The sequence below is a fragment of the Pararobbsia alpina genome (assembly GCF_965118125.1).
Classification (GTDB): Bacteria; Pseudomonadota; Gammaproteobacteria; order Burkholderiales; family Burkholderiaceae; genus Pararobbsia; species Pararobbsia alpina_A.
The window spans coordinates 731,365-749,317 of the sequence record NZ_OZ221287.1 but is presented as its reverse complement, the minus strand read 5'-3'; the positions used below and the strand labels follow the sequence as shown (position 1 = coordinate 749,317).

The window sequence follows — 17,953 nt, the reverse complement described above, 5'->3', positions numbered from 1 at the left end:
GTAACCGGACTCGTCGAGTCCTAATCCACTGTCTGGTCGCGGACAGTTTTTGGAGAACACCATGAAAGTCGTCGCTTTCGAGCGCAGCCTGCAGGGAACGGGTGCGAGCCGCCGCCTGCGTAACGCCGGCAAGACCCCGGCCATCGTCTACGGTGCAACGGCCGAGCCGCAACTGATCGAACTCGATCACAACGCGCTCTTCCACGCACTGAAGAAGGAAGCTTTCCACTCGTCGATCCTCGAGCTCGAAGTCGCAGGCAAGACACAGCAAGTGCTGCTGCGCGATGTTCAGTACCACCCGTGGAAGCAGATCATTCTTCACGTGGACTTCCAACGTGTCGACCCGTCGAAGAAGCTTCACACGAAGGTGCCCCTGCACTACCTGAACCAGGAAACGGCCAAGGCAGTGAAGCAAGGCGGTGCTGTGCTCACGCACGTGATGAACGAAGTGGAAGTCGTTTGCCTGCCGAACGCACTGCCCGAGTTCATCGAGATCGACCTGACGAACGTTGAAATCGGCAAGTCGCTGCACGTCAAGGACCTGAACCTGCCGAAGGGCGTGGAACTGGCTCCGCACGTCGAGCAAGAAAACCCCGTGATTCTGTCGGTCACCGTGCCGGCAGCCGTGGTGTCGGAAGAAGGCGCAGCAGCTGCAGAAGGCGGCGAAACGCCGGCAGCCTAAGCCGGAATCGCAGGGCGCTTTCGGGCGCCCTGACCCGCGAGCCGCGACTCCGTCAGCCTGTTTTTTCGGGCTGTGTTTCCGGGGTCAACGCTCCCGGCCGCTGTCCGGGAAGCATCGCCCGATCAGGTACGCTTCCCCGATACGCACAATGCTATCCTCTCGAACCGTCTCGCGACGGTCGAACTATCCGCCGCGGCACGTCGCCCCGGCGGATTTTTTTTGCCTGTCTCGAATTCGCCGTTTTACGTTCGATCTTCCTTTCTGATTCTCAATCGGTTTCGCCTGTCATGATCAAGCTGATCGTCGGTCTCGGTAACCCGGGCGCGGAATACGCGGCGACTCGCCACAACGCGGGCTTCTGGTTCGTGGATATGCTCGCGCGCGAAGCGGGCGCCACGTTGCGCAATGAATCGCGCTTCCATGGGTTCGCAGCCAAGGCGCGACTGCATGGTGAAGAAGTGTTCCTGCTGCAGCCACAGACATTTATGAATCGCTCGGGCTTGTCGGTCGTATCGCTTGCGCGTTTTCACAAAATCCTGCCCGATGAAATCGTGGTCGTGCACGACGAGATGGACCTTCCGCCCGGTACGACCAAGCTCAAGCTCGGTGGCGGCAGCGGCGGTCACAATGGCCTCAAGGACATCAGCGCGCACCTCACGACGCCGCAATACTATCGGCTGCGTGTGGGGATCGGACACCCTCGGGATCTGATTCCGGGTGGCGGTCGCGCCGATGTGGTCAACTTCGTCTTGAAGCCCCCGCGCAAGGAAGAGCAGGAATCGATCGATGCGTCGCTCGAGCGCGCAAGCGCCGTGATGCCGATGGTGATCAAGGGCGAGGTCGAGCGTGCGATGATGCAGTTGCATCGTCAGCCATAGACGACTTCCCATCATGCAGTGCGAGTGCGACGCGAATCGCACGTCAGGCTCTGAAACGCACCGCGTTCGCAGCCACTCAATGAGTTATCCGAAGCAAGCTTATGAGCCGATTCTGGAGCGACATCGTTCACCGCCTGGCCCCGTACACTCCGGGTGAGCAACCCGCGGTCAGCCATCCGGTCAAGCTGAACACCAACGAGAATCCGTACGGCCCCTCGCCGCGCGTGCTCGCCGCGCTCAATGCTGAACTCGGTGATCACGCCGACTCGTTGCGCCGCTACCCCGATCCGACTTCGCGCGCCTTGCGCGAGGCCATCGCGCGTCGCATGGGCGTGCGTCTCGAGCAGGTGTTTGTCGGCAACGGTTCCGACGAAGTGCTCGCCCATGTGTTCCAGGGCTTGCTCCGCCATGCGGACCCCATTCTGTTTCCGGACGTCACGTACAGTTTCTATCCGACCTACGCGCGCTTGTTCGAAGTGCAGTACTCGACCCTTGCGCTCGAAGCGGATTTCTCGATCGATGTCGATGCGTATCGCCGTCCGAATGGCGGCGTGCTGATCGCGAATCCGAATGCCCCTACCGGGCGTGCTTTACCGCTGTCGGAGATTGAACGCCTGCTCGACGCGAATCCCGATTCCGTCGTTGTGATCGATGAAGCGTATGTGGATTTCGGTGCGGAGTCGGCTGTCGCGCTGGTGGATCGCTATCCGCAATTGCTCGTCGTGCAGACCCTGTCGAAATCGCGCTCGCTGGCTGGATTGCGCGTTGGATTTGCGATCGGCCACCCCGACCTGATCGAAGCGCTCACGCGGGTCAAGGACAGCTTCAATTCCTATCCGATCGACCGGCTTGCACAAGTCGGCGCAGTGGCCGCGCTCGACGATGTCGAATGGTTCGACAAGACGCGTCATGCCGTCATGGCGACGCGTGATGCGCTGACTGCGGATCTGCAGGCACTCGGATTCAGTGTGCTGCCTTCCGCGGCGAATTTCGTCTTTGCGACCCACGCGGAAGAAGATGCAGGAGCACTGGCCGCGGCACTGCGCGAACGCGAGATCTTCGTCCGGCACTTCCGCTTGCCGCGTATCGATCAGTTCCTGCGGATTTCCGTGGGCACCGATGCGGAATGCGCAGCGCTTGTCGAAGCACTCAAAACGCTGATCAAAGTCGCGAGCTAGTCAGAAGAGACCGGGCGGCATCGGTGCCGCCCTTCTCACTTCCCGGCTTTTTCCGCAGTCAGCCGCAGATACTTCGCCATCAGCTGCTCTTTGGACTCGACCCACTCGGGGTTCAGCGGAATGCATTCGACGGGGCAGACCTGGCGGCACTGCGGCTCGTCAAAGTGACCGACGCACTCGGTACATTTGTGCGGATCGATCACGTAGTAGTCGACGCCCATCGCAATGGCGTCATTCGGGCACTCAGGCTCGCAGACGTCACAGTTGATGCACTCGTCGGTAATCAACAAAGCCATAATTTCAGGCGCTCAGCGCTAGGCGCGCTTGAGTATCGCCACCTTCTCGATCAGGCGTTCCTCGACGGAGGGGAACACGAATTTACTGACATCACCGCCCAGTTGGGCGATCTCACGGACGATGGTACCGGAAATGAACTGGTACTGGTCGGACGGGGTCATGAACATCGTTTCGACGTCCGGCAGCAGGTAACGGTTCATTCCGGCCATCTGGAATTCGTACTCGAAGTCGGAAACGGCGCGCAGGCCGCGCACGATCACGCGCGCATCGTTTTTTCGAACGAAATCTTTCAAAAGCCCCGTAAAGCTTTCGACCTCGACATTCGGATAGTGGCCGAGCACCTCGCGGGCGATGTCAAGTCGCTCCTCGAGGGTGAAGAACGGACGCTTGGCCCGGCTGTCCGCGACACCGACAACTAGCTTGTCGAAAATGCTCGACGCACGGCGCACGAGATCCTCGTGTCCACGCGTGAGCGGGTCGAACGTGCCCGGATACACCGCAACCACCATAGCCATCTCCTTAGAGCACCCGGCCGGGCCACTGGCCGCAACGGGCGCATTATTCATTTAATCTCGCGACGCAGCAAATGATAATGCACGAGCCCCGCCTTACCTCGCCGGTCGACGCTCCAGCCTTCCGGCAGCTCGCCGAGCGACTCGACAGGCTCCTTCGATTCGACGTAGACCGCGCCGCCCGGTGAGACCAGTCGCAATGCGTCAGCAAACACGGCGGCGAGCAGCGGCGAATCGAACGGCGGATCCAGAAACACGACATCGACGCTGTCCGTGACCCGACTGCGCACGAAGCGGACCGCGTCCGCTTCCGCAATATCCACCGATTCGGCGGATAGTTTCTGTTTGATCGCGCGCAGTTGCGCCGCCGCTCGCGAATTCTGCTCGACGAGCACCACGCGCGCCGCGCCGCGCGACGCGGCCTCGAACCCCAAAGCGCCGGTGCCGGCGAACAAATCGATGCACGACAGGCCGTCGAGCGTCTGCCCCAGCCAGTTGAACACCGTTTCACGCACGCGGTCCGGCGTCGGGCGCAGCCCGTCGATCGCGGCGACGGGAAGCGGTGTCCGCTTCCACTGCCCGCCAATGATCCGGACCTGCTGGGGAGCATGGCGAAGCCGCACGGGCGGACGGGATGGCGGGGCGTCTGGCTTGTTCGGGCGCGGCATGGTGAATTCCGTGAAGTGGCCGAATTATGCCCGATGGCGAACCCGATGCACCTTGCACGGCGGGATCAGGATGTGCGGGCGGATAGCGGCAGGCCCGCTCTGTTAAGATTCGGCTTCCAACGACCCGACGTCCCGACGGGTTTCGATCCTCCGCCATGTTCAGTTTTTTCAAACGTTTCAAATCCGGCTCGAAGACGTCGAGCGACACGGCCACCCCCGAAAACGAATCGCCGCAGGACCTGCGCGACGACGAACGGCCTGCTACAGCGCAACCCGCGCCGGCACCGGCGCCGGTGGCCGCTCCGCCAGCAACGCCCGCGGCCGAACCCGCCGTTCCGCAGCCGCCTGCTACCGCACGCACCCCGGACTACGGCACCGAGGCGCCGCGCCCTGTTTCACCGCAATCCGCACCGGCCGCCCAACCTGCAGCTCCTTCGCAGCCCGTGCAGGCGGCTACTCCTTCGCAGCCCGCGCGTCCTGCCGCATTCGGCTCGCCGGCACCATCAGCGCCTGCCCAGGAGAGCGCCGCGGCGCGTGCGCAGGCAGCAGCGGCCCGCGTCGCATCGTCCCGGCCCGAGCCCGAAGACGACTACGAAGAAACGGTCGTGATTCCGCCGCCGCCCGTGGCGCCTGAGAAGAAGTCCTCGTGGATGCAACGCCTGCGGACCGGCCTGTCGAAGACGAGTTCGAACATCAGCGCGCTGTTTATCGGCGTCAAGATCGACGAAGCGCTCTATGAAGAACTCGAAGCCGCGCTGCTGATGGCCGACGCCGGCATCGACGCCACGCAATATCTGCTCGACGCGTTGCACGAGAAGGTCCGCGCCGAACGGCTCACCGACGGTGCGCAGGTCAAGACGGCCTTGCGCTCACTGCTGATCGACCTGCTGCGTCCGCTCGAAAAATCGATGATGCTCGGCCGTGCCGAACCGCTCGTCATGATGATCGCGGGCGTCAACGGCGCAGGCAAAACCACGAGTATCGGCAAGCTGGCCAAGCATCTGCAAAGCTTCGACCAGACAGTCCTGCTGGCGGCCGGCGACACCTTCCGTGCAGCCGCACGCGAGCAGCTCACGATCTGGGGTGAACGCAATAACGTGACCGTCGTTGCGCAGGAAAGCGGCGATCCGGCTGCCGTCATCTTCGACGCCGTCGGCGCAGCGCGTGCGCGCAAGATCGACGTCGTCATGGCCGATACGGCGGGTCGCCTGCCCACGCAGCTGCACCTGATGGAAGAGCTCAGGAAGGTCAAGCGCGTGATCGGCAAGGCGATGTCCGGCGCGCCGCACGAAGTGCTGCTGGTGCTCGATGCGAACACGGGTCAGAACGGCCTGACGCAGGTCAAGGCGTTCGACGATGCACTCGGCCTGACCGGCCTGATCGTCACGAAGCTCGACGGCACCGCGAAGGGCGGCATTCTCGCCGCCATCGCGCGTCAACGCCCGATCCCGGTCTACTTTATCGGCATCGGCGAAAAGGTCGAAGATCTGCAGCCGTTCTCGGCGGAAGAATTCGCCGACGCCCTGCTCGGCTAAGTCAAAGCGAAAAACCGCGCCGCTCTTCTTGCGGCGCGGGTAAAAAGATCGCGACCTACTCCGAATCCGGCTGACAATCCGGCGCCGCGCGACGGAATGCATCGAGTGCCGCAGCGTTGTCGGCGACGCGAACCAGCGTCGGATACGGCGTCAGGTCCGTCTTCATCCGGCGTGCATTGAACACCTGCGGCACCAGGCACATGTCCGCCATCGTCGGCGTGTCGCCGAATACGAAGTCGCCCGTGCGCGAATCGTTCGCAAAACGCTGCTCGAGCGTCGCGAAGCCATCCTGAATCCAGTGCTGATACCACGCCTCACGCTGCGAATCGTCCGCATTCAGCGTGTGCTTCAGGTACTTGAGAATCCGAAGATTGTTCACCGGATGAATATCGCAGGCGATTTGCAACGCGACCCCGCGCACGTACGCCCGGTCGACGGGATCGGCCGGCAGCAACGGCGGAGCCGGGTGCGTTTCCTCGAGATATTCGATGATCGCGAGTGATTGCTGAAACGGTTCGCCGTGCATCTCGTCACCATCGACGAATGCGGGGACGAGGCCAGCCGGGTTCACGGCACGATACTCAGCAGACAGTTGCTCGCCACCGTTGCGCAGCAAATGAATGGGCAGGTAATCGTAACTAAGACCCTTCCAGTTCAACGCGATCCGCACGCGGTATGCGGCCGAACTCCGGAAATAGCTATAGAGCTTGATCATGGCATCGCCCCGGCTCACACCACCTGAAGCCGGAGTTGTCCGACGCCTTCGACACCGCCTTCAAGCAATTGGCCACGCTTGACCGGACCCACGCCCGACGGTGTGCCGCTGAATATCAGATCGCCCGCCTTCAGCTCGAAGAACCGTGACAGATAGGCAATCGTCTCGGCCACCGACCAGATCAGCTCGCGCAGATCGCCGCGTTGCGCCTGCTTGCCATCCACATCGAGCCAGATGGCGCCCTGGACAGGCTGACCGATGTCCTCGACCCGGTGCAGCGGTCCGATCGGCGCACTCCCGTCGAAACCTTTTGCCGTGTCCCACGGACGGCCCGCTTTCTTGGCTTCCGCCTGCAAGTCACGGCGCGTCATGTCGAGGCCGACCGCATAGCCGAACACGTGTTCGAGCGCATGGGCCTCGTCGATATCGGTCCCGCCGCTCTTGAGTGCGACGACCAGTTCGATCTCGTGATGCACATCGTCCGTCTGCGACGGATAGCGGAACTCGCCAGTCGTGTCTTCCGGAACGACGACAACGGCGTCGGCCGGTTTGGCGAAGAAGAACGGCGGCTCACGGTTCGGATCGTGCCCCATCTCGCGCGCATGCGCTTCGTAGTTACGACCGACGCAATAGATTCGACGGACCGGGAATTGCGCGTCCGATCCAGCCACCGGCACCGACGCAACGGGCGCCGGCGTAAAAACGTAAGTCATGCAACCTCCAAGAATGTGTCCGAAGCGCAACCGGACTATTGATCCTGATATTGACATGTTACAGTCCGCGCCGCCGGCACGCCGTTGTGACCGTCGCGACTTTCGATACCGTCGATGTCGTGCGATGTCACGCGCTGCGCGATGTGCTGCGATATGTGACGTAGCACGTGCCGCACGGCCTGTACTCTGAGCATCATGCGTTCGTCCAAGCCTCCGCCCCCACCGCCGCCTGTGCAGCCGCCGGAATCGCCCGCGGGCACGCCGCTGCGTATTCTTCTCGTGCGGGATCCGTTCAATTCGCACGATGAGGACGTCGAAGCCATCCGTTCCGGACTGGCCGAGGCCGGCTATGAGCTCGTCAGCGTCGCCGACGCCGACGTCGATCTGCCGGAACGCATCGAGGCCTCGCAGCCCGATATGCTGATCATCGAATCGGAAGCCGCCGCGCGCGATGTGCTTGAACACGTGTGCTTCTCGACGCGCAATGCGCCGCGCCCGATCGTCCTGTTCACCGACAACAACGATTCAGAGCGCATGCGCACTGCGTTCGCAGCAGGGATCACGGCTTATATCGTCGACGGACTGACCGCGGAGCGCGTCAAACCCGTGCTCGACGTCGCACTCGCACGATTCGGTTTCGAGCAGCAATTGCGGGGCGAGCTCGCTTCAGCGCGCAACCAGCTGGTCGAGCGCAAAGTCATCGAACGCGCCAAAGGCCTGCTCATCAAGCAGTTCGGCATCACGGAAGACGAGGCCTATCACCGCTTGCGGCGTCTCGCCATGGACAAGAAACTCCGGCTCGCCGACGCCGCGCAACGCATCATCGATATCTCTGCCGCGCTCGACGACTGAACGTCGACTAAAGTCGACTGTGCATCAACTCAACATGACGCACCGCCCTTTCACTATGCCGCTTGTGAGTGTGAGATCAGCATGACGATCGAGAAAACCGAAGTCCGGGTGGGGTTTCTTCCGCTGACCGACTGCGCCCCCATTGCGGTGGCGATCGCACTCGGGCTCGACGCGAAGCACGGCATCCACATCGTTGCGCAGCGCGAGGCGTCCTGGGCGGCGGTCCGCGACAAGCTCGTCAGCGGTGATCTCGATGCGGGACATGCGCTCTACGGCATGGTGTATGGCGTCGAACTCGGCATCGGCAGCCGTCAGACGGATATGGCGGTCCTCATGACGCTGAATCAGAACGGCCAGGCCATCACGCTGTCGTCGCAGCTCGCCGGCGAAGGCGTGACCGACGGGACTTCGCTCGCGGCCTATCTGCGTTCGTCCGGCCGGCGCGCCGTGTTCGCGCAGACGTTCCCGACAGGCACGCACGCGCTCTGGCTCAACTACTGGCTCGCCGCGCACGGCATCGATCCGCTGCGCGACGTGCGCACCGTCACCGTGCCGCCGCAGCAAATGGTCGCCGGCATGGGCGAGCACCGCATGGACGGCTTCTGTGCGGGCGAACCGTGGCACGCGTACGCCATCGCGCGCGGCGCAGGGTTCACCGTGGCAGCGTCGCAGGACGTCTGGCCCGATCATCCGGAAAAGGTGCTCGCGTGCACGGCCGACTTCGCCGAACGGCATCCGCACACCGCGCGCGCACTGATCGCCACCCTGCTCGAGGCCGCGCGATTTATCGATGCCTCGAACGAGAACCGCGCCTGTGCGGCCGGCATCATCTGCTCACGCGACTTTATCGACGTGAATCCGTTGACGATCGCCCCGCGCATGCAAGGACGGTACGCGAGCGGGACCGGCCGCACATGGGAAGATTCGCACCGCCTCCGGTTCCACGCCGACGGCGCCGTCAATTTCCCTTATTTGTCCGATGCGATGTGGTTCATGACGCAGCAAAAGCGCTGGGGCATGATCGACGCGCACCCCGATTACCTTGGTGTCGCCACGCGTGTGAATCGGATCGACCTGTATCGCGATGCCGCCGCTGCAGCCGGTGTCCCGATTCCGGAGCAGCCGATGCGGCGGTCCACGCTGGTGGACGGCTCGGTCTGGGATGCATCTGATCCACGCGCGTACGCCGACGGATTCGCGATTCGAGCGTGAGGCGAAAGGTCGCGCGATAATGAGTGCTTAAGCCGTGCGCGCTCAACCCCACACTTCAAAACGCAATGACTGAGTCGACGTTCTCCTGCGCCCGCTTTATCAAGGAAATCGGCCGAGGCCCGAATGGCGCGCGCCCGCTTTCACGCGACGACGCACACGACCTCTATGCAGCGATGCTCGACGGGCGCGTCAGCGATGTCGAACTCGGCGCGGTATTGCTGGCTTACCGCCTCAAAGGCGAAACGCCGGTTGAACTGTCGGGCATGCTCGCCGCCGCTCATGCGTCGATCGATCTGCTGCGCACGCCGGAGGGCGCGTATCGCGCCGTCTCGATCCCGACGTACAACGGCGCACGCAAGCAAGCGAACCTCACGCCGCTGCTGGCGATGCTGCTCGCCAAGGAAGGTGTGCCGGTCCTCGTGCACGGCGTGACCGAGGATCCCGGGCGCGTGACGAGCGCGGAAATCTTTGCCGAACTCGGGATTCCCGCCGCGTCGGAGACCCCGGATATTGAAGGCGCGCTCGATGTGAAGCGCGTCGCGTTCGCGCCGATCGCGACGCTGTCGCCGAAACTGGCGCGCCTGCTGTCGATGCGGCGCGTGCTGGGCGTACGCAATTCGACCCATACGCTGGTGAAATTGCTGCAGCCGTTTGCCGCCTCCAATCCGGCACTGCGACTGGTCAATTACACCCACCCTCCGTACCGCGAAAGCCTGTCGTCGCTGTTTCGCGAGCATCCCGAGATCGGCGTCGGCGGCGCGCTGCTGGCGCGCGGCACTGAAGGTGAAGCCGTGGCTGATACCCGCCGTCAGGTGCAGATCGACTGGCTGCACGACGGTGTGATGGAAACGATCGTCGAGCCGGAGCGCCGGTCGGACGACGCACCGCCGACCGCATTGCCGGAGCGCGATGCCGCTTCGACTGCGCGCTGGATCGAGGCCGTGCTCGAGGGCCGGCAACCCGCTCCGCCCGAAATCGAGCGGCAGGTCGATCTGATCAAGCGTCTGGCCGCCCGTCCGTAGCGGCGTCGATAGCGGCGTCCGTAGCGGGCGCCCGGCTCGGGCATGCATGCCGCGCGGTCGTTGCACAACACGGCCCCGAAATTCCGGGTTGACAGGTTCCGAGGCCGCCCTCTATAGTCGGCCTCATGCAATCTACTGCACAGTCCACCCTCCGCGTTACCCGCCTGCTATCGCAGCGGCTATCGCTACGCCTACTACCGGCGCTAGCGTAAGGCCCCTGCGCGTCAGCGCATCCGCAGTTCCAGCAACACCCCCAAGTTTTCAGTTGAAGTGGTTTTGAAGGCACGAGGCCATCCGCCCGCCGTTCGCACCATTTCATAACCTTTGGCCCGCCCACCGGCGGCCAGACCTGGAAAAAGCCATGTTCCGCACCGTGAACCTCGATTCGACCCTATCGCTACCGCTACCGATCGGCTGACGGAACGCGCGCCCTGTGGCAATTCCGTTCGCCTTGAGCCACCTCTCTGAACCCCATATCGAATTCGAGGCGAACATGATCACCAACCCGTCCACCAAGTACCGTCCGTTCCCCGCCGTCGCGCTCCATAGCCGCCGATGGCCATCCCGCACGATCACCCAGGCGCCGATCTGGATGAGCACCGATCTGCGCGACGGCAACCAGTCGTTGATCGACCCGATGAGCATCGAAACGAAGATCGAATTCTTCGAGATGCTCGTCAAAATCGGCTTCAAGCAGATCGAAGTCGGCTTCCCCTCCGCGTCGCAGACAGAATTCGATTTCATCCGCCGCCTGATCGTCGAAAAGCGCATTCCCGACGACGTGACGATCGAAGTGCTCACGCAGTCGCGCACCGACCTGATCGAACGCACATTCGAATCGCTCGAAGGCGTGCCGCGCGCCATCGTGCATCTCTACAACGCGATCGCACCGTCGTTCCGCAAGATCGTGTTCAGCATGAGCAAGGACGAGGTCAAGGCGTTGGCCGTCGAGGGCACGCGCACGATCAAGCGTTGCGCCGCCGAGCGGCCCGACACGGAATGGACGTACCAGTACTCGCCCGAAACGTTCAGCATGACCGAGTTGAGCTTCGCGCGCGAAGTCGTTGACGCGGTGTCCGGGATCTGGCGCCCGACGCCGACGCACAAGATGATCGTCAACCTTCCCGCGACGGTCGAAGCGGCGATGCCCAACGTGTTCGCCGACCAGGTCGAGTGGATGGACCGGAATATCGCGTTCCGCGACAGCATCGTGTTGTCGGTGCACCCGCACAATGATCGCGGCACGGCCGTCGCGGCTGCCGAAATGGCGATCCTCGCCGGCGCCGACCGGATCGAAGGCTGTCTTTTCGGCAACGGTGAGCGCACCGGCAACGTCGATATCGTCACGCTTGCGATGAACCTCTACACGCAGGGCATTTCGCCGGGCCTCGACTTCTCGGATATCGACGCCGTGCGCCGCACCGTCGAACGCTGCAACAAATTGCCTGTGCATCCGCGCCATCCGTATGCCGGCGACCTCGTCTATACCGCCTTTTCGGGCTCGCACCAGGATGCGATTCGCAAGGGATTCGCGGCCCAGAAGGCCGACGAAATCTGGGAAGTGCCTTATTTGCCGATTGATCCGGCGGATGTAGGCCGCAGCTATGACGCCGTGATCCGGGTCAATAGCCAGTCCGGCAAGGGCGGTACGACCTATTTGCTCGAACGCGGCATCGGCGCGACGCCGCCGCGCCGCATGCAGATCGAGTTCAGCCGAATCGTTCAGGAACGCGCCGACGAGACCGGCATCGAGGTCACCCCGCAAGGCATCTGCGACTTGTTCCGGCAGACGTACTTTGACGCTAAAGGCCCCGTCGAACGCGTCGCGCCGAACACCGTGCGCTTCCTCGGCGTCGATACGCCGACGACGGGTGCAACGGACGTGACGGGCATCGCAGCCGTGATCGCAAAGGCGATCGGGCAGGCGGTCAGCGTCGTCGATATCGAGGAGCAGCGCACGGCCGACGGCAAGACGGCAGTGTTCGTCGGCGTCCGGATCGGCGGCACGCGCGGCACGAAACATGGCGACCAGGGCCGTGACGAGTCAGGTGTGCATCGCTACGGTGCGGCCATTCGCGATTCGAGGGAGATGGCGGTCGTCGACGCCGTCGTGTGCGCCGTCAATCGCGGCGCGCGTGCGGCGATGTCCGCAGAACCCGCGCTCGTAGCGGCGTGAGCGGCGGCCGGACGGGCTGACAGCTTTGCGGGCCGGTCAGCTCTCCGTGGCGCAGCGGGTCGCCTGCCATGCGGCGAGCCGCCAGCCGTCGGTTTCGAGCACCTGGACGGCCGTGTAGGCGATATGGAACAGGATCGCGCCGTTATTGGCCTCAAGTTCGACGAGGGCCTTGCCGGTCACGATGCACATCGAATCGCTCGCAAGCAGGATATCCTGCGATTCGGCCTCGATCTGGCGGTATCGGCGCTTGCCGTTGGTGATCGCCGCCAGAAATTGCGCCTTCGACTCGCGCTTCCCATTCGTATGAATATAGCTGACGGCGTCCGACAGCAACGCGTCGAGCTGGTCACCGTCCGCCTCGACCATGGCGCGAAAGCGCTCGCGCTCGAGCTCTCTGACCGTATTCACAACCGTGTCGCTGAACTTTGCCGCCATCGTCGGAACCTCTTCGCCTGGAAAGCATCGGACCATCGATTTGCTGCAATTTACACCACGTTCGCAAGGCTTCCTATGGCTGTCGAAAATCTGACGCTTCGGCGCAAACACTCGGCAATCCAAAATCGACCTTGACAGATGACTATCATCATCTATATTTCAATAGCAACGGGGGAACTCTGAGTAACATCGTTGCTCTAATGGCTTAGCACTCGAAATTGGAGAGTGCTAAGATGGACCCCGACTATTGAGGAGCTTGCCGAGTGAGCACTGCCACTTTTCCGAACACAACCCGTTCCGTCGCGCCGGCTGGCGCCCTTGCGCTCGCAGGGAACGCGATGTTGCCGGGTCAGCTTGGCAACATCGACGCTTACATCCAGGCCGTCAACAAGATTCCGTTGTTGACGCCGGGCGAGGAAAAGCAGCTGGCGACCGATTACCGTGAAGACGGCGACCTGGACGCGGCGCGACGCCTTGTCCTGTCGCACTTGCGACTGGTGGTGTCGATCGCGCGTAACTACCTGGGCTACGGACTGCCGCACGCCGACCTGATTCAGGAAGGCAATATCGGTCTGATGAAGGCCGTCAAACGCTTCGATCCCGCACAGAACGTACGCCTCGTGTCGTACGCGATGCACTGGATCAAGGCCGAGATTCACGAATACGTGCTGCGCAACTGGCGCACGGTCAAGGTCGCAACGACGAAGGCGCAGCGCAAGCTGTTCTTCAACCTGCGCAGCCATAAGCAAGGCACGCAGGCGATGACGCCGGACGAGATCGAAGGTCTCGCGAAAGAGCTGAGCGTCAAGCGTGAAGACGTGATCGAGATGGAAACGCGTCTGTCGGGCGGCGATATCGCGCTCGAAGGTCAGGTCGAGGACGGTGAAGAAAGCTATGCACCGATCGCGTATCTGTCCGATACGACGCAGGAACCGACCGCCGTGCTCGCCGCACGTCAGTACGACCACCTGCAATCGGACGGCCTGGCATCGGCACTGGAGTCGCTCGACGCACGTAGCCGCCGCATTATCGAAGCGCGCTGGCTGAACGTGGCCGACGACGGTACCGGTGGCGCGACGCTGCACGATCTCGCCGCTGAGTTCAGCGTCTCGGCCGAACGGATCCGCCAGATCGAAGCCAGCGCCATGAAGAAGATGCGCGCGGCGCTTGCGGAAGCCGCTTAAGTCGTCAGCACAACGCTAACGGCGCGCACGCGCCGGCCCGCGACAAAAGCCAGCACTGCCTTCGGGCGCTGCTGGCTTTTTTATTTCCCGACACGGCGCTTCGCTCTATGGCGTCGACTTGACGCGGGCCTCGTTCGCGCAAGGGCAGGATGCGACCTGTATCGCTCGATTCCCCTCCGCGGCTTCGCTGCCCCTCCCCAGCGCCCTTCCCGGCCGCCGGACTCCGCCTCCCGGCTTCAGGTCGCCTCATCCGAGTTTCCCGTTCTAATCACCTACTGACAGTAGGTGAATTAAACCTGATTCTCGGCGCGAGTTGCGTCCGCGCCTGCGACATATTGTCGCGCCGCAGCACCGGGAATGCCCGACTGTATGGGCTTTCGCGCCTGCGACACCGCACTGCGACAATTTGGCGCATGGGCACCTTTTAAGTGGATTCCTACAATCGGTGTCGGCTAGATCGCTCACCGACTCCGCGAACCTTCTTATCCACGCAGATTCGATCTCCGTCGAGCGGCAGCCCCGCTTATGAATCTGCTCATTTCCGTATTCGATCGCGCGCGCCGTCGCGGCACGCTCAAATTCGAAATCGCCGGCGTTTTGCTCGTCAAGGCCGCACTGCTGTTCGCACTCAAGACCCTGTGCTTCAGCCATCCCGCCGCCGAACACATGCAATTGCCGCCGGCCGTCGTCGCACAGGCCCTGCTCGGGCCTGCCGTCTCCGCTGAAGGACCCCACCATGATAAGTAGTGACGTCGTCGAGCTCTCGCGGCTTCAGTTTGCCGTGACCGCGCTCTATCACTTTCTGTTTGTCCCGCTGACGCTCGGCCTGTCGTGGCTGCTCGTGATCATGGAGTCGTGTTACGTGATCACCGGCAAAACGATCTACAAGGACATGACGCGCTTCTGGGGCAAGCTCTTCGCGATCAATTTCGCGATGGGCGTGACCACGGGCATCACGCTCGAATTCCAGTTCGGCACCAACTGGTCGTACTACTCGCACTACGTCGGCGACATCTTCGGTGTGCCGCTCGCGATCGAAGGGATGATGGCTTTCTTCCTCGAGTCGACGATGGTCGGTCTGATGTTCTTCGGCTGGGACAAGCTCTCGCGCGCGAAGCACCTGATGGTCACGTTCCTCGTCGCGCTCGGGTCGAACCTGTCCGCGCTCTGGATCCTTGTCGCGAACGGGTGGATGAACAACCCGGTCGGCGCCGTCTTCAACTACCAGACGATGCGCATGGAACTCGCGGATATGACCGACGTGCTGTTCAATCCGGTCGCTCAGGTCAAGTTCGTGCACACCGTCTCGGCGGGCTACGTGACGGCGGCGATGTTTGTGCTCGGCGTGTCGTGCTGGTATCTGCTCAAGCGCCGCGACAGGGCGTTTGCATTGCGTTCCTGCGCAATCGCGGCAGCGTTCGGTCTGGCCTCCACGTTGTGCGTGATCGTGCTTGGCGACGAATCGGGCTATACGACGGGCGAAGTGCAGAAAGCCAAGCTCGCGGCGATCGAATCCGAATGGGATACGACGCCCGCGCCTGCCTCGTTCACGCTGTTCGGGATTCCCAATCAGAAGGAACAGCGCACGGACTACGCGATCAGGATTCCGTACATGCTCGGGCTGATCGCGACGCGTTCGCTCGACGATCAGGTCACGGGTCTCAAGGACATCATCCATTCGAACGAAGCGCGCGTGCGCAGCGGTATGGTCGCGTACTCGGCGCTCCAGGAACTCAAGGCAGGCAATCCGACCGACGCAGCGCGTGCGGCCTTCGCCAAGCATCAGGAAGACCTCGGCTACGCGTTTCTGCTGAAACCCATCGCACCGAACGTCGTCGATGCGACCGATGCGCAGATCGCCGAAGCCGCACGCGATTCGATCCCGAAAGTCGCACCGGTCTTCTTCTCGTTCCGGATGATGGTCGGCCTCGGCATCCTGTTCCTGCTGACCTTCGTAACGGCGTGCTACCTGTCGATCCGCAACAAGTTCGAGAAGCGGGGCTCACGCTGGTTCCTGCGCTGGGCCGTGTTCGCCATTCCGTTGCCCTGGCTCGCTGCCGAGTTCGGATGGGTGACGGCTGAAATGGGCCGTCAACCGTGGACGATCGCGGGCATTTTGCCCACGAGCTCATCGGTATCGACGCTGACAAAGGGCGATCTGTACTTCAGCCTCGGCGGCTTCGTGTTTTTCTACACCGTGCTGTTCGTCGTCGAGATGTTCCTGATGTTCAAGTACGCACGCCTCGGCCCGTCGTCGCTGCACACCGGCCGCTACCACTTCGAAGCACCGCCGACGCAGGACGACGCACCCCGTGCGCCGGCAAGCCGCGCACTTCCGAGCGCATCGTGACCGGCAGCAACGTCTTCAGCGTGGCGTACCACGACAACAAGGACACCTCATGTTCGACTACGAAACACTCAAACTGATTTGGTGGGGCTTGATTGGCCTGCTGATGATCGCCTTCGCGCTGACTGACGGCTTCGACCTCGGGGTCGGCATCCTGCTGCCGTTTATCGGCAGGACCGATGTCGAGCGCCGCGTCGTCATCAACGCGATCGGACCCACGTGGGAAGGCAACCAGACGTGGCTGATCACGTTCGGCGGCGCAAGCTTCGCGGCCTGGCCGATGGTCTATGCGACATCGTTCTCGGGCTTCTACGTCGCGCTGCTGCTCGTGCTGTTTGCCCTGTTCATGCGGCCGGTCGGATTCGACTATCGCGGCAAGATCGACCATCCGCGCTGGCGCTCGGCGTGGGACTGGGCCCTGTTCGCAGGGAGCGCGGTGCCGGCGCTGGTGTTCGGCGTCGCATTCGGCAACCTGCTGCAAGGCGTTCCGTTTGCGTTCGACAGCGATCTGCGCTCGACCTACACGGGCTCGTTCTTCGCCCTGCTCAATCCCTTTGCGCTGCTGTGTGGCGTACTCAGTGTTGCGATGCTCGTCGCGCACGGCGCGGCCTTCCTGAAGCTCAAGACGGATGGCGTCATCGCGCGTCGCGCGAAGCCCGCGGCCCGCTACGCGTCGCTGCTCGCGCTCGTGCTGTTTGTCGTCGCGGGCTTCTTCGTGCTCACGCAGGTGCCGGGCTACGAGATCGTCGGCGAACCCGCAACGCAAGGCGTAGCGAATCCGCTGGGTAAGGAAGTCGTTGCGCAGACCGGCCTCTGGATCACGAACTACGGCCGCTATCCGATCACCATGCTGGCACCGCTTGCTGCATTGATCGGCGGCCTCCTCGTCTGCCTGACCGCAGGCTGGCGCAACGGCATCGTGACGTTTCTCGCATCGGGCGTGCAGGTGATCGGCGTGATCCTGACCGCAGCCTGCGCGATGTTCCCGTTCATCATGCCGTCGTCGCTCGACCCCCGCAGCAGCCTCACGCTCTGGGATGCGACGTCGAGCCAGCGCACCCTCGAGATCATGCTGTTCCTGACGGCCGTGTTAGTGCCCGTGATTTTTATCTACACGGGTTGGGTGTACCGCGTCCTGCGCGGAAAGATCAGCGCCGAGTCGGTCGAGCGCGATTCGCATGTCATGTACTAAGGAGCAAGACGATGTGGTATTTCAGCTGGATTCTGGGCGTCGGCGTCGCACTCGCCGCAGGTGTCATCAGCGCGTTGTGGTTTGAAGCGCACGACGATCGCCACGCAAGCCATCGCAAACCGGGCAAGCCCGCGGCGCTGCGAAAGCCTGTAGCCGACGCGGCTTGATACAGCACGTGTCGATGTAACGCGCATCTACGAAAGCGCGCATGGCTCTGAAGGCACGCATCGATACAAGCAAGTATCGATGTGTGTCCGAAACAATGTACGTTGGCATCCAGCATCGACTCCGCCCGAAGCACGCAGAAACAAAAAGGGGTGGCCTCATGGGCCACCCCTTTTTTACCTACAGGGCG

General features: G+C 62.7%; 19 protein-coding genes. 13 read left to right on the top strand and 6 right to left on the bottom strand.

The annotated features are described in order from the left end of the window. Positions 1-61: 61 nt before the first annotated feature. The 3 genes from ACMFWR_RS03145 to hisC all read left to right on the top strand — a co-directional run bounded on the left by ACMFWR_RS03145 (position 62) and on the right by hisC (position 2,738). The gene (locus ACMFWR_RS03145) at positions 62-682 is read left to right on the top strand and encodes a 50S ribosomal protein L25/general stress protein Ctc (RefSeq protein ID WP_413193583.1); all 621 of its coding nucleotides are present in this window, start codon (positions 62-64) and stop codon (positions 680-682) included. Between the two features lie 287 nt (positions 683-969). Beyond that, a complete protein-coding gene (gene pth / locus ACMFWR_RS03140) occupies positions 970-1,560 on the top strand; it encodes an aminoacyl-tRNA hydrolase (protein ID WP_413193582.1) in 591 nt (196 codons plus the stop codon). A 101-nt stretch (positions 1,561-1,661) separates the two neighbouring features. Next, the gene (hisC, locus tag ACMFWR_RS03135; RefSeq protein WP_413193581.1) at positions 1,662-2,738 is read left to right on the top strand and encodes a histidinol-phosphate transaminase; all 1,077 of its coding nucleotides are present in this window, start codon (positions 1,662-1,664) and stop codon (positions 2,736-2,738) included. A gap of 35 nt (positions 2,739-2,773) precedes the next feature. On the opposite strand, the gene ACMFWR_RS03130 is transcribed toward hisC, so the two are convergent. Genes ACMFWR_RS03130 through rsmD form a run of 3 tightly spaced genes read right to left on the bottom strand, consistent with a single transcriptional unit; the run spans position 2,774 to position 4,215 of the window. Then, the gene (locus ACMFWR_RS03130; protein WP_121083035.1) at positions 2,774-3,034 is read right to left on the bottom strand and encodes a YfhL family 4Fe-4S dicluster ferredoxin; all 261 of its coding nucleotides are present in this window, start codon (positions 3,032-3,034) and stop codon (positions 2,774-2,776) included. A gap of 18 nt (positions 3,035-3,052) precedes the next feature. Next, on the bottom strand, positions 3,053-3,544 hold the full coding sequence (gene coaD / locus ACMFWR_RS03125; protein WP_413194759.1) for a pantetheine-phosphate adenylyltransferase: 492 nt from the start codon (positions 3,542-3,544) through the stop codon (positions 3,053-3,055). Positions 3,545-3,597: 53 nt separating this feature from the next. Beyond that, positions 3,598-4,215, bottom strand: coding sequence for a 16S rRNA (guanine(966)-N(2))-methyltransferase RsmD (gene rsmD, locus ACMFWR_RS03120; RefSeq protein WP_413193580.1), 618 nt, complete (start codon positions 4,213-4,215; stop codon positions 3,598-3,600). Between the two features lie 155 nt (positions 4,216-4,370). Here rsmD and ftsY point away from each other — a divergent pair, with 155 nt between their 5' ends. Further along, a complete protein-coding gene (gene ftsY, locus ACMFWR_RS03115) occupies positions 4,371-5,750 on the top strand; it encodes a signal recognition particle-docking protein FtsY (RefSeq protein ID WP_413193579.1) in 1,380 nt (459 codons plus the stop codon). A gap of 55 nt (positions 5,751-5,805) precedes the next feature. Here the strand turns inward: ftsY and maiA are convergent, their stop codons facing one another. Continuing rightward, complete coding sequence (gene maiA / locus ACMFWR_RS03110) at positions 5,806-6,462, bottom strand: maleylacetoacetate isomerase (protein ID WP_413194758.1); 657 nt, start codon at positions 6,460-6,462, stop codon at positions 5,806-5,808. A gap of 17 nt (positions 6,463-6,479) precedes the next feature. Further along, positions 6,480-7,178 carry a fumarylacetoacetate hydrolase family protein gene (locus tag ACMFWR_RS03105; protein WP_413193578.1) on the bottom strand — a complete coding sequence of 233 codons (699 nt, stop codon included), beginning with the start codon at positions 7,176-7,178 and terminating at the stop codon, positions 6,480-6,482. 195 nt (positions 7,179-7,373) lie between these two features. Between ACMFWR_RS03105 and ACMFWR_RS03100 the strand changes: the two genes are divergently transcribed. From ACMFWR_RS03100 to leuA, 4 genes are all read left to right on the top strand, one after another. Next, entirely contained in the window at positions 7,374-8,030 is a 657-nt protein-coding gene (locus ACMFWR_RS03100) for an ANTAR domain-containing response regulator (RefSeq protein ID WP_413193577.1), read from the top strand. 81 nt (positions 8,031-8,111) lie between these two features. Beyond that, the gene (locus ACMFWR_RS03095; RefSeq protein ID WP_413193576.1) at positions 8,112-9,242 is read left to right on the top strand and encodes a CmpA/NrtA family ABC transporter substrate-binding protein; all 1,131 of its coding nucleotides are present in this window, start codon (positions 8,112-8,114) and stop codon (positions 9,240-9,242) included. A 65-nt stretch (positions 9,243-9,307) separates the two neighbouring features. Continuing rightward, on the top strand, positions 9,308-10,264 hold the full coding sequence (gene ybiB / locus ACMFWR_RS03090) for a DNA-binding protein YbiB (RefSeq protein WP_413193575.1): 957 nt from the start codon (positions 9,308-9,310) through the stop codon (positions 10,262-10,264). 493 nt (positions 10,265-10,757) lie between these two features. Next, on the top strand, positions 10,758-12,440 hold the full coding sequence (gene leuA, locus ACMFWR_RS03085; RefSeq protein WP_413194757.1) for a 2-isopropylmalate synthase: 1,683 nt from the start codon (positions 10,758-10,760) through the stop codon (positions 12,438-12,440). Between the two features lie 36 nt (positions 12,441-12,476). Here leuA and ACMFWR_RS03080 read toward each other — a convergent pair whose 3' ends face one another. Then, positions 12,477-12,875: a nuclear transport factor 2 family protein gene (locus ACMFWR_RS03080; protein WP_413193574.1), complete on the bottom strand. Its 399-nt coding sequence runs from the start codon at positions 12,873-12,875 to the stop codon at positions 12,477-12,479. 263 nt (positions 12,876-13,138) lie between these two features. Here ACMFWR_RS03080 and rpoH point away from each other — a divergent pair, with 263 nt between their 5' ends. The 5 genes from rpoH to cydX all read left to right on the top strand — a co-directional run bounded on the left by rpoH (position 13,139) and on the right by cydX (position 17,765). Then, positions 13,139-14,059 carry an RNA polymerase sigma factor RpoH gene (rpoH, locus tag ACMFWR_RS03075; protein WP_413193573.1) on the top strand — a complete coding sequence of 307 codons (921 nt, stop codon included), beginning with the start codon at positions 13,139-13,141 and terminating at the stop codon, positions 14,057-14,059. A gap of 525 nt (positions 14,060-14,584) precedes the next feature. Next, positions 14,585-14,806 carry a cytochrome oxidase putative small subunit CydP gene (gene cydP / locus ACMFWR_RS03070; RefSeq protein WP_413193572.1) on the top strand — a complete coding sequence of 74 codons (222 nt, stop codon included), beginning with the start codon at positions 14,585-14,587 and terminating at the stop codon, positions 14,804-14,806. Next, positions 14,796-16,409, top strand: coding sequence for a cytochrome ubiquinol oxidase subunit I (locus ACMFWR_RS03065; protein WP_413193571.1), 1,614 nt, complete (start codon positions 14,796-14,798; stop codon positions 16,407-16,409). Before cydP ends, ACMFWR_RS03065 begins: the two co-directional genes overlap by 11 nt. 49 nt (positions 16,410-16,458) lie before the next feature. Then, positions 16,459-17,598, top strand: a complete 1,140-nt coding sequence (gene cydB, locus ACMFWR_RS03060) for a cytochrome d ubiquinol oxidase subunit II (protein ID WP_413193570.1) — start codon at positions 16,459-16,461, stop codon at positions 17,596-17,598. 11 nt (positions 17,599-17,609) lie between these two features. After that, positions 17,610-17,765 (top strand): cytochrome bd-I oxidase subunit CydX, encoded by a 156-nt coding sequence (gene cydX, locus ACMFWR_RS03055; protein WP_413193569.1) that lies wholly within the window; start codon positions 17,610-17,612, stop codon positions 17,763-17,765. Positions 17,766-17,953 lie beyond the last annotated feature (188 nt).

Bases quoted from the DNA above. Each gene is read 5' to 3' on its own strand.
- ACMFWR_RS03145 (WP_413193583.1), top strand. From the start codon at position 62: ATGAAAGTCGTCGCTTTCGAGCGCAGCCTGCAGGGAACGGGTGCGAGC.
- pth (WP_413193582.1), top strand. From the start codon at position 970: ATGATCAAGCTGATCGTCGGTCTCGGTAACCCGGGCGCGGAATACGCG.
- hisC (WP_413193581.1), top strand. From the start codon at position 1,662: ATGAGCCGATTCTGGAGCGACATCGTTCACCGCCTGGCCCCGTACACT.
- ACMFWR_RS03130 (WP_121083035.1), bottom strand. From the start codon at position 3,034: ATGGCTTTGTTGATTACCGACGAGTGCATCAACTGTGACGTCTGCGAG.
- coaD (WP_413194759.1), bottom strand. From the start codon at position 3,544: ATGGTGGTTGCGGTGTATCCGGGCACGTTCGACCCGCTCACGCGTGGA.
- rsmD (WP_413193580.1), bottom strand. From the start codon at position 4,215: ATGCCGCGCCCGAACAAGCCAGACGCCCCGCCATCCCGTCCGCCCGTG.
- ftsY (WP_413193579.1), top strand. From the start codon at position 4,371: ATGTTCAGTTTTTTCAAACGTTTCAAATCCGGCTCGAAGACGTCGAGC.
- ACMFWR_RS03105 (WP_413193578.1), bottom strand. From the start codon at position 7,178: ATGACTTACGTTTTTACGCCGGCGCCCGTTGCGTCGGTGCCGGTGGCT.
- ACMFWR_RS03100 (WP_413193577.1), top strand. From the start codon at position 7,374: ATGCGTTCGTCCAAGCCTCCGCCCCCACCGCCGCCTGTGCAGCCGCCG.
- ACMFWR_RS03095 (WP_413193576.1), top strand. From the start codon at position 8,112: ATGACGATCGAGAAAACCGAAGTCCGGGTGGGGTTTCTTCCGCTGACC.
- ybiB (WP_413193575.1), top strand. From the start codon at position 9,308: ATGACTGAGTCGACGTTCTCCTGCGCCCGCTTTATCAAGGAAATCGGC.
- leuA (WP_413194757.1), top strand. From the start codon at position 10,758: ATGATCACCAACCCGTCCACCAAGTACCGTCCGTTCCCCGCCGTCGCG.
- ACMFWR_RS03080 (WP_413193574.1), bottom strand. From the start codon at position 12,875: ATGGCGGCAAAGTTCAGCGACACGGTTGTGAATACGGTCAGAGAGCTC.
- cydP (WP_413193572.1), top strand. From the start codon at position 14,585: ATGAATCTGCTCATTTCCGTATTCGATCGCGCGCGCCGTCGCGGCACG.
- ACMFWR_RS03065 (WP_413193571.1), top strand. From the start codon at position 14,796: ATGATAAGTAGTGACGTCGTCGAGCTCTCGCGGCTTCAGTTTGCCGTG.
- cydB (WP_413193570.1), top strand. From the start codon at position 16,459: ATGTTCGACTACGAAACACTCAAACTGATTTGGTGGGGCTTGATTGGC.
- cydX (WP_413193569.1), top strand. From the start codon at position 17,610: ATGTGGTATTTCAGCTGGATTCTGGGCGTCGGCGTCGCACTCGCCGCA.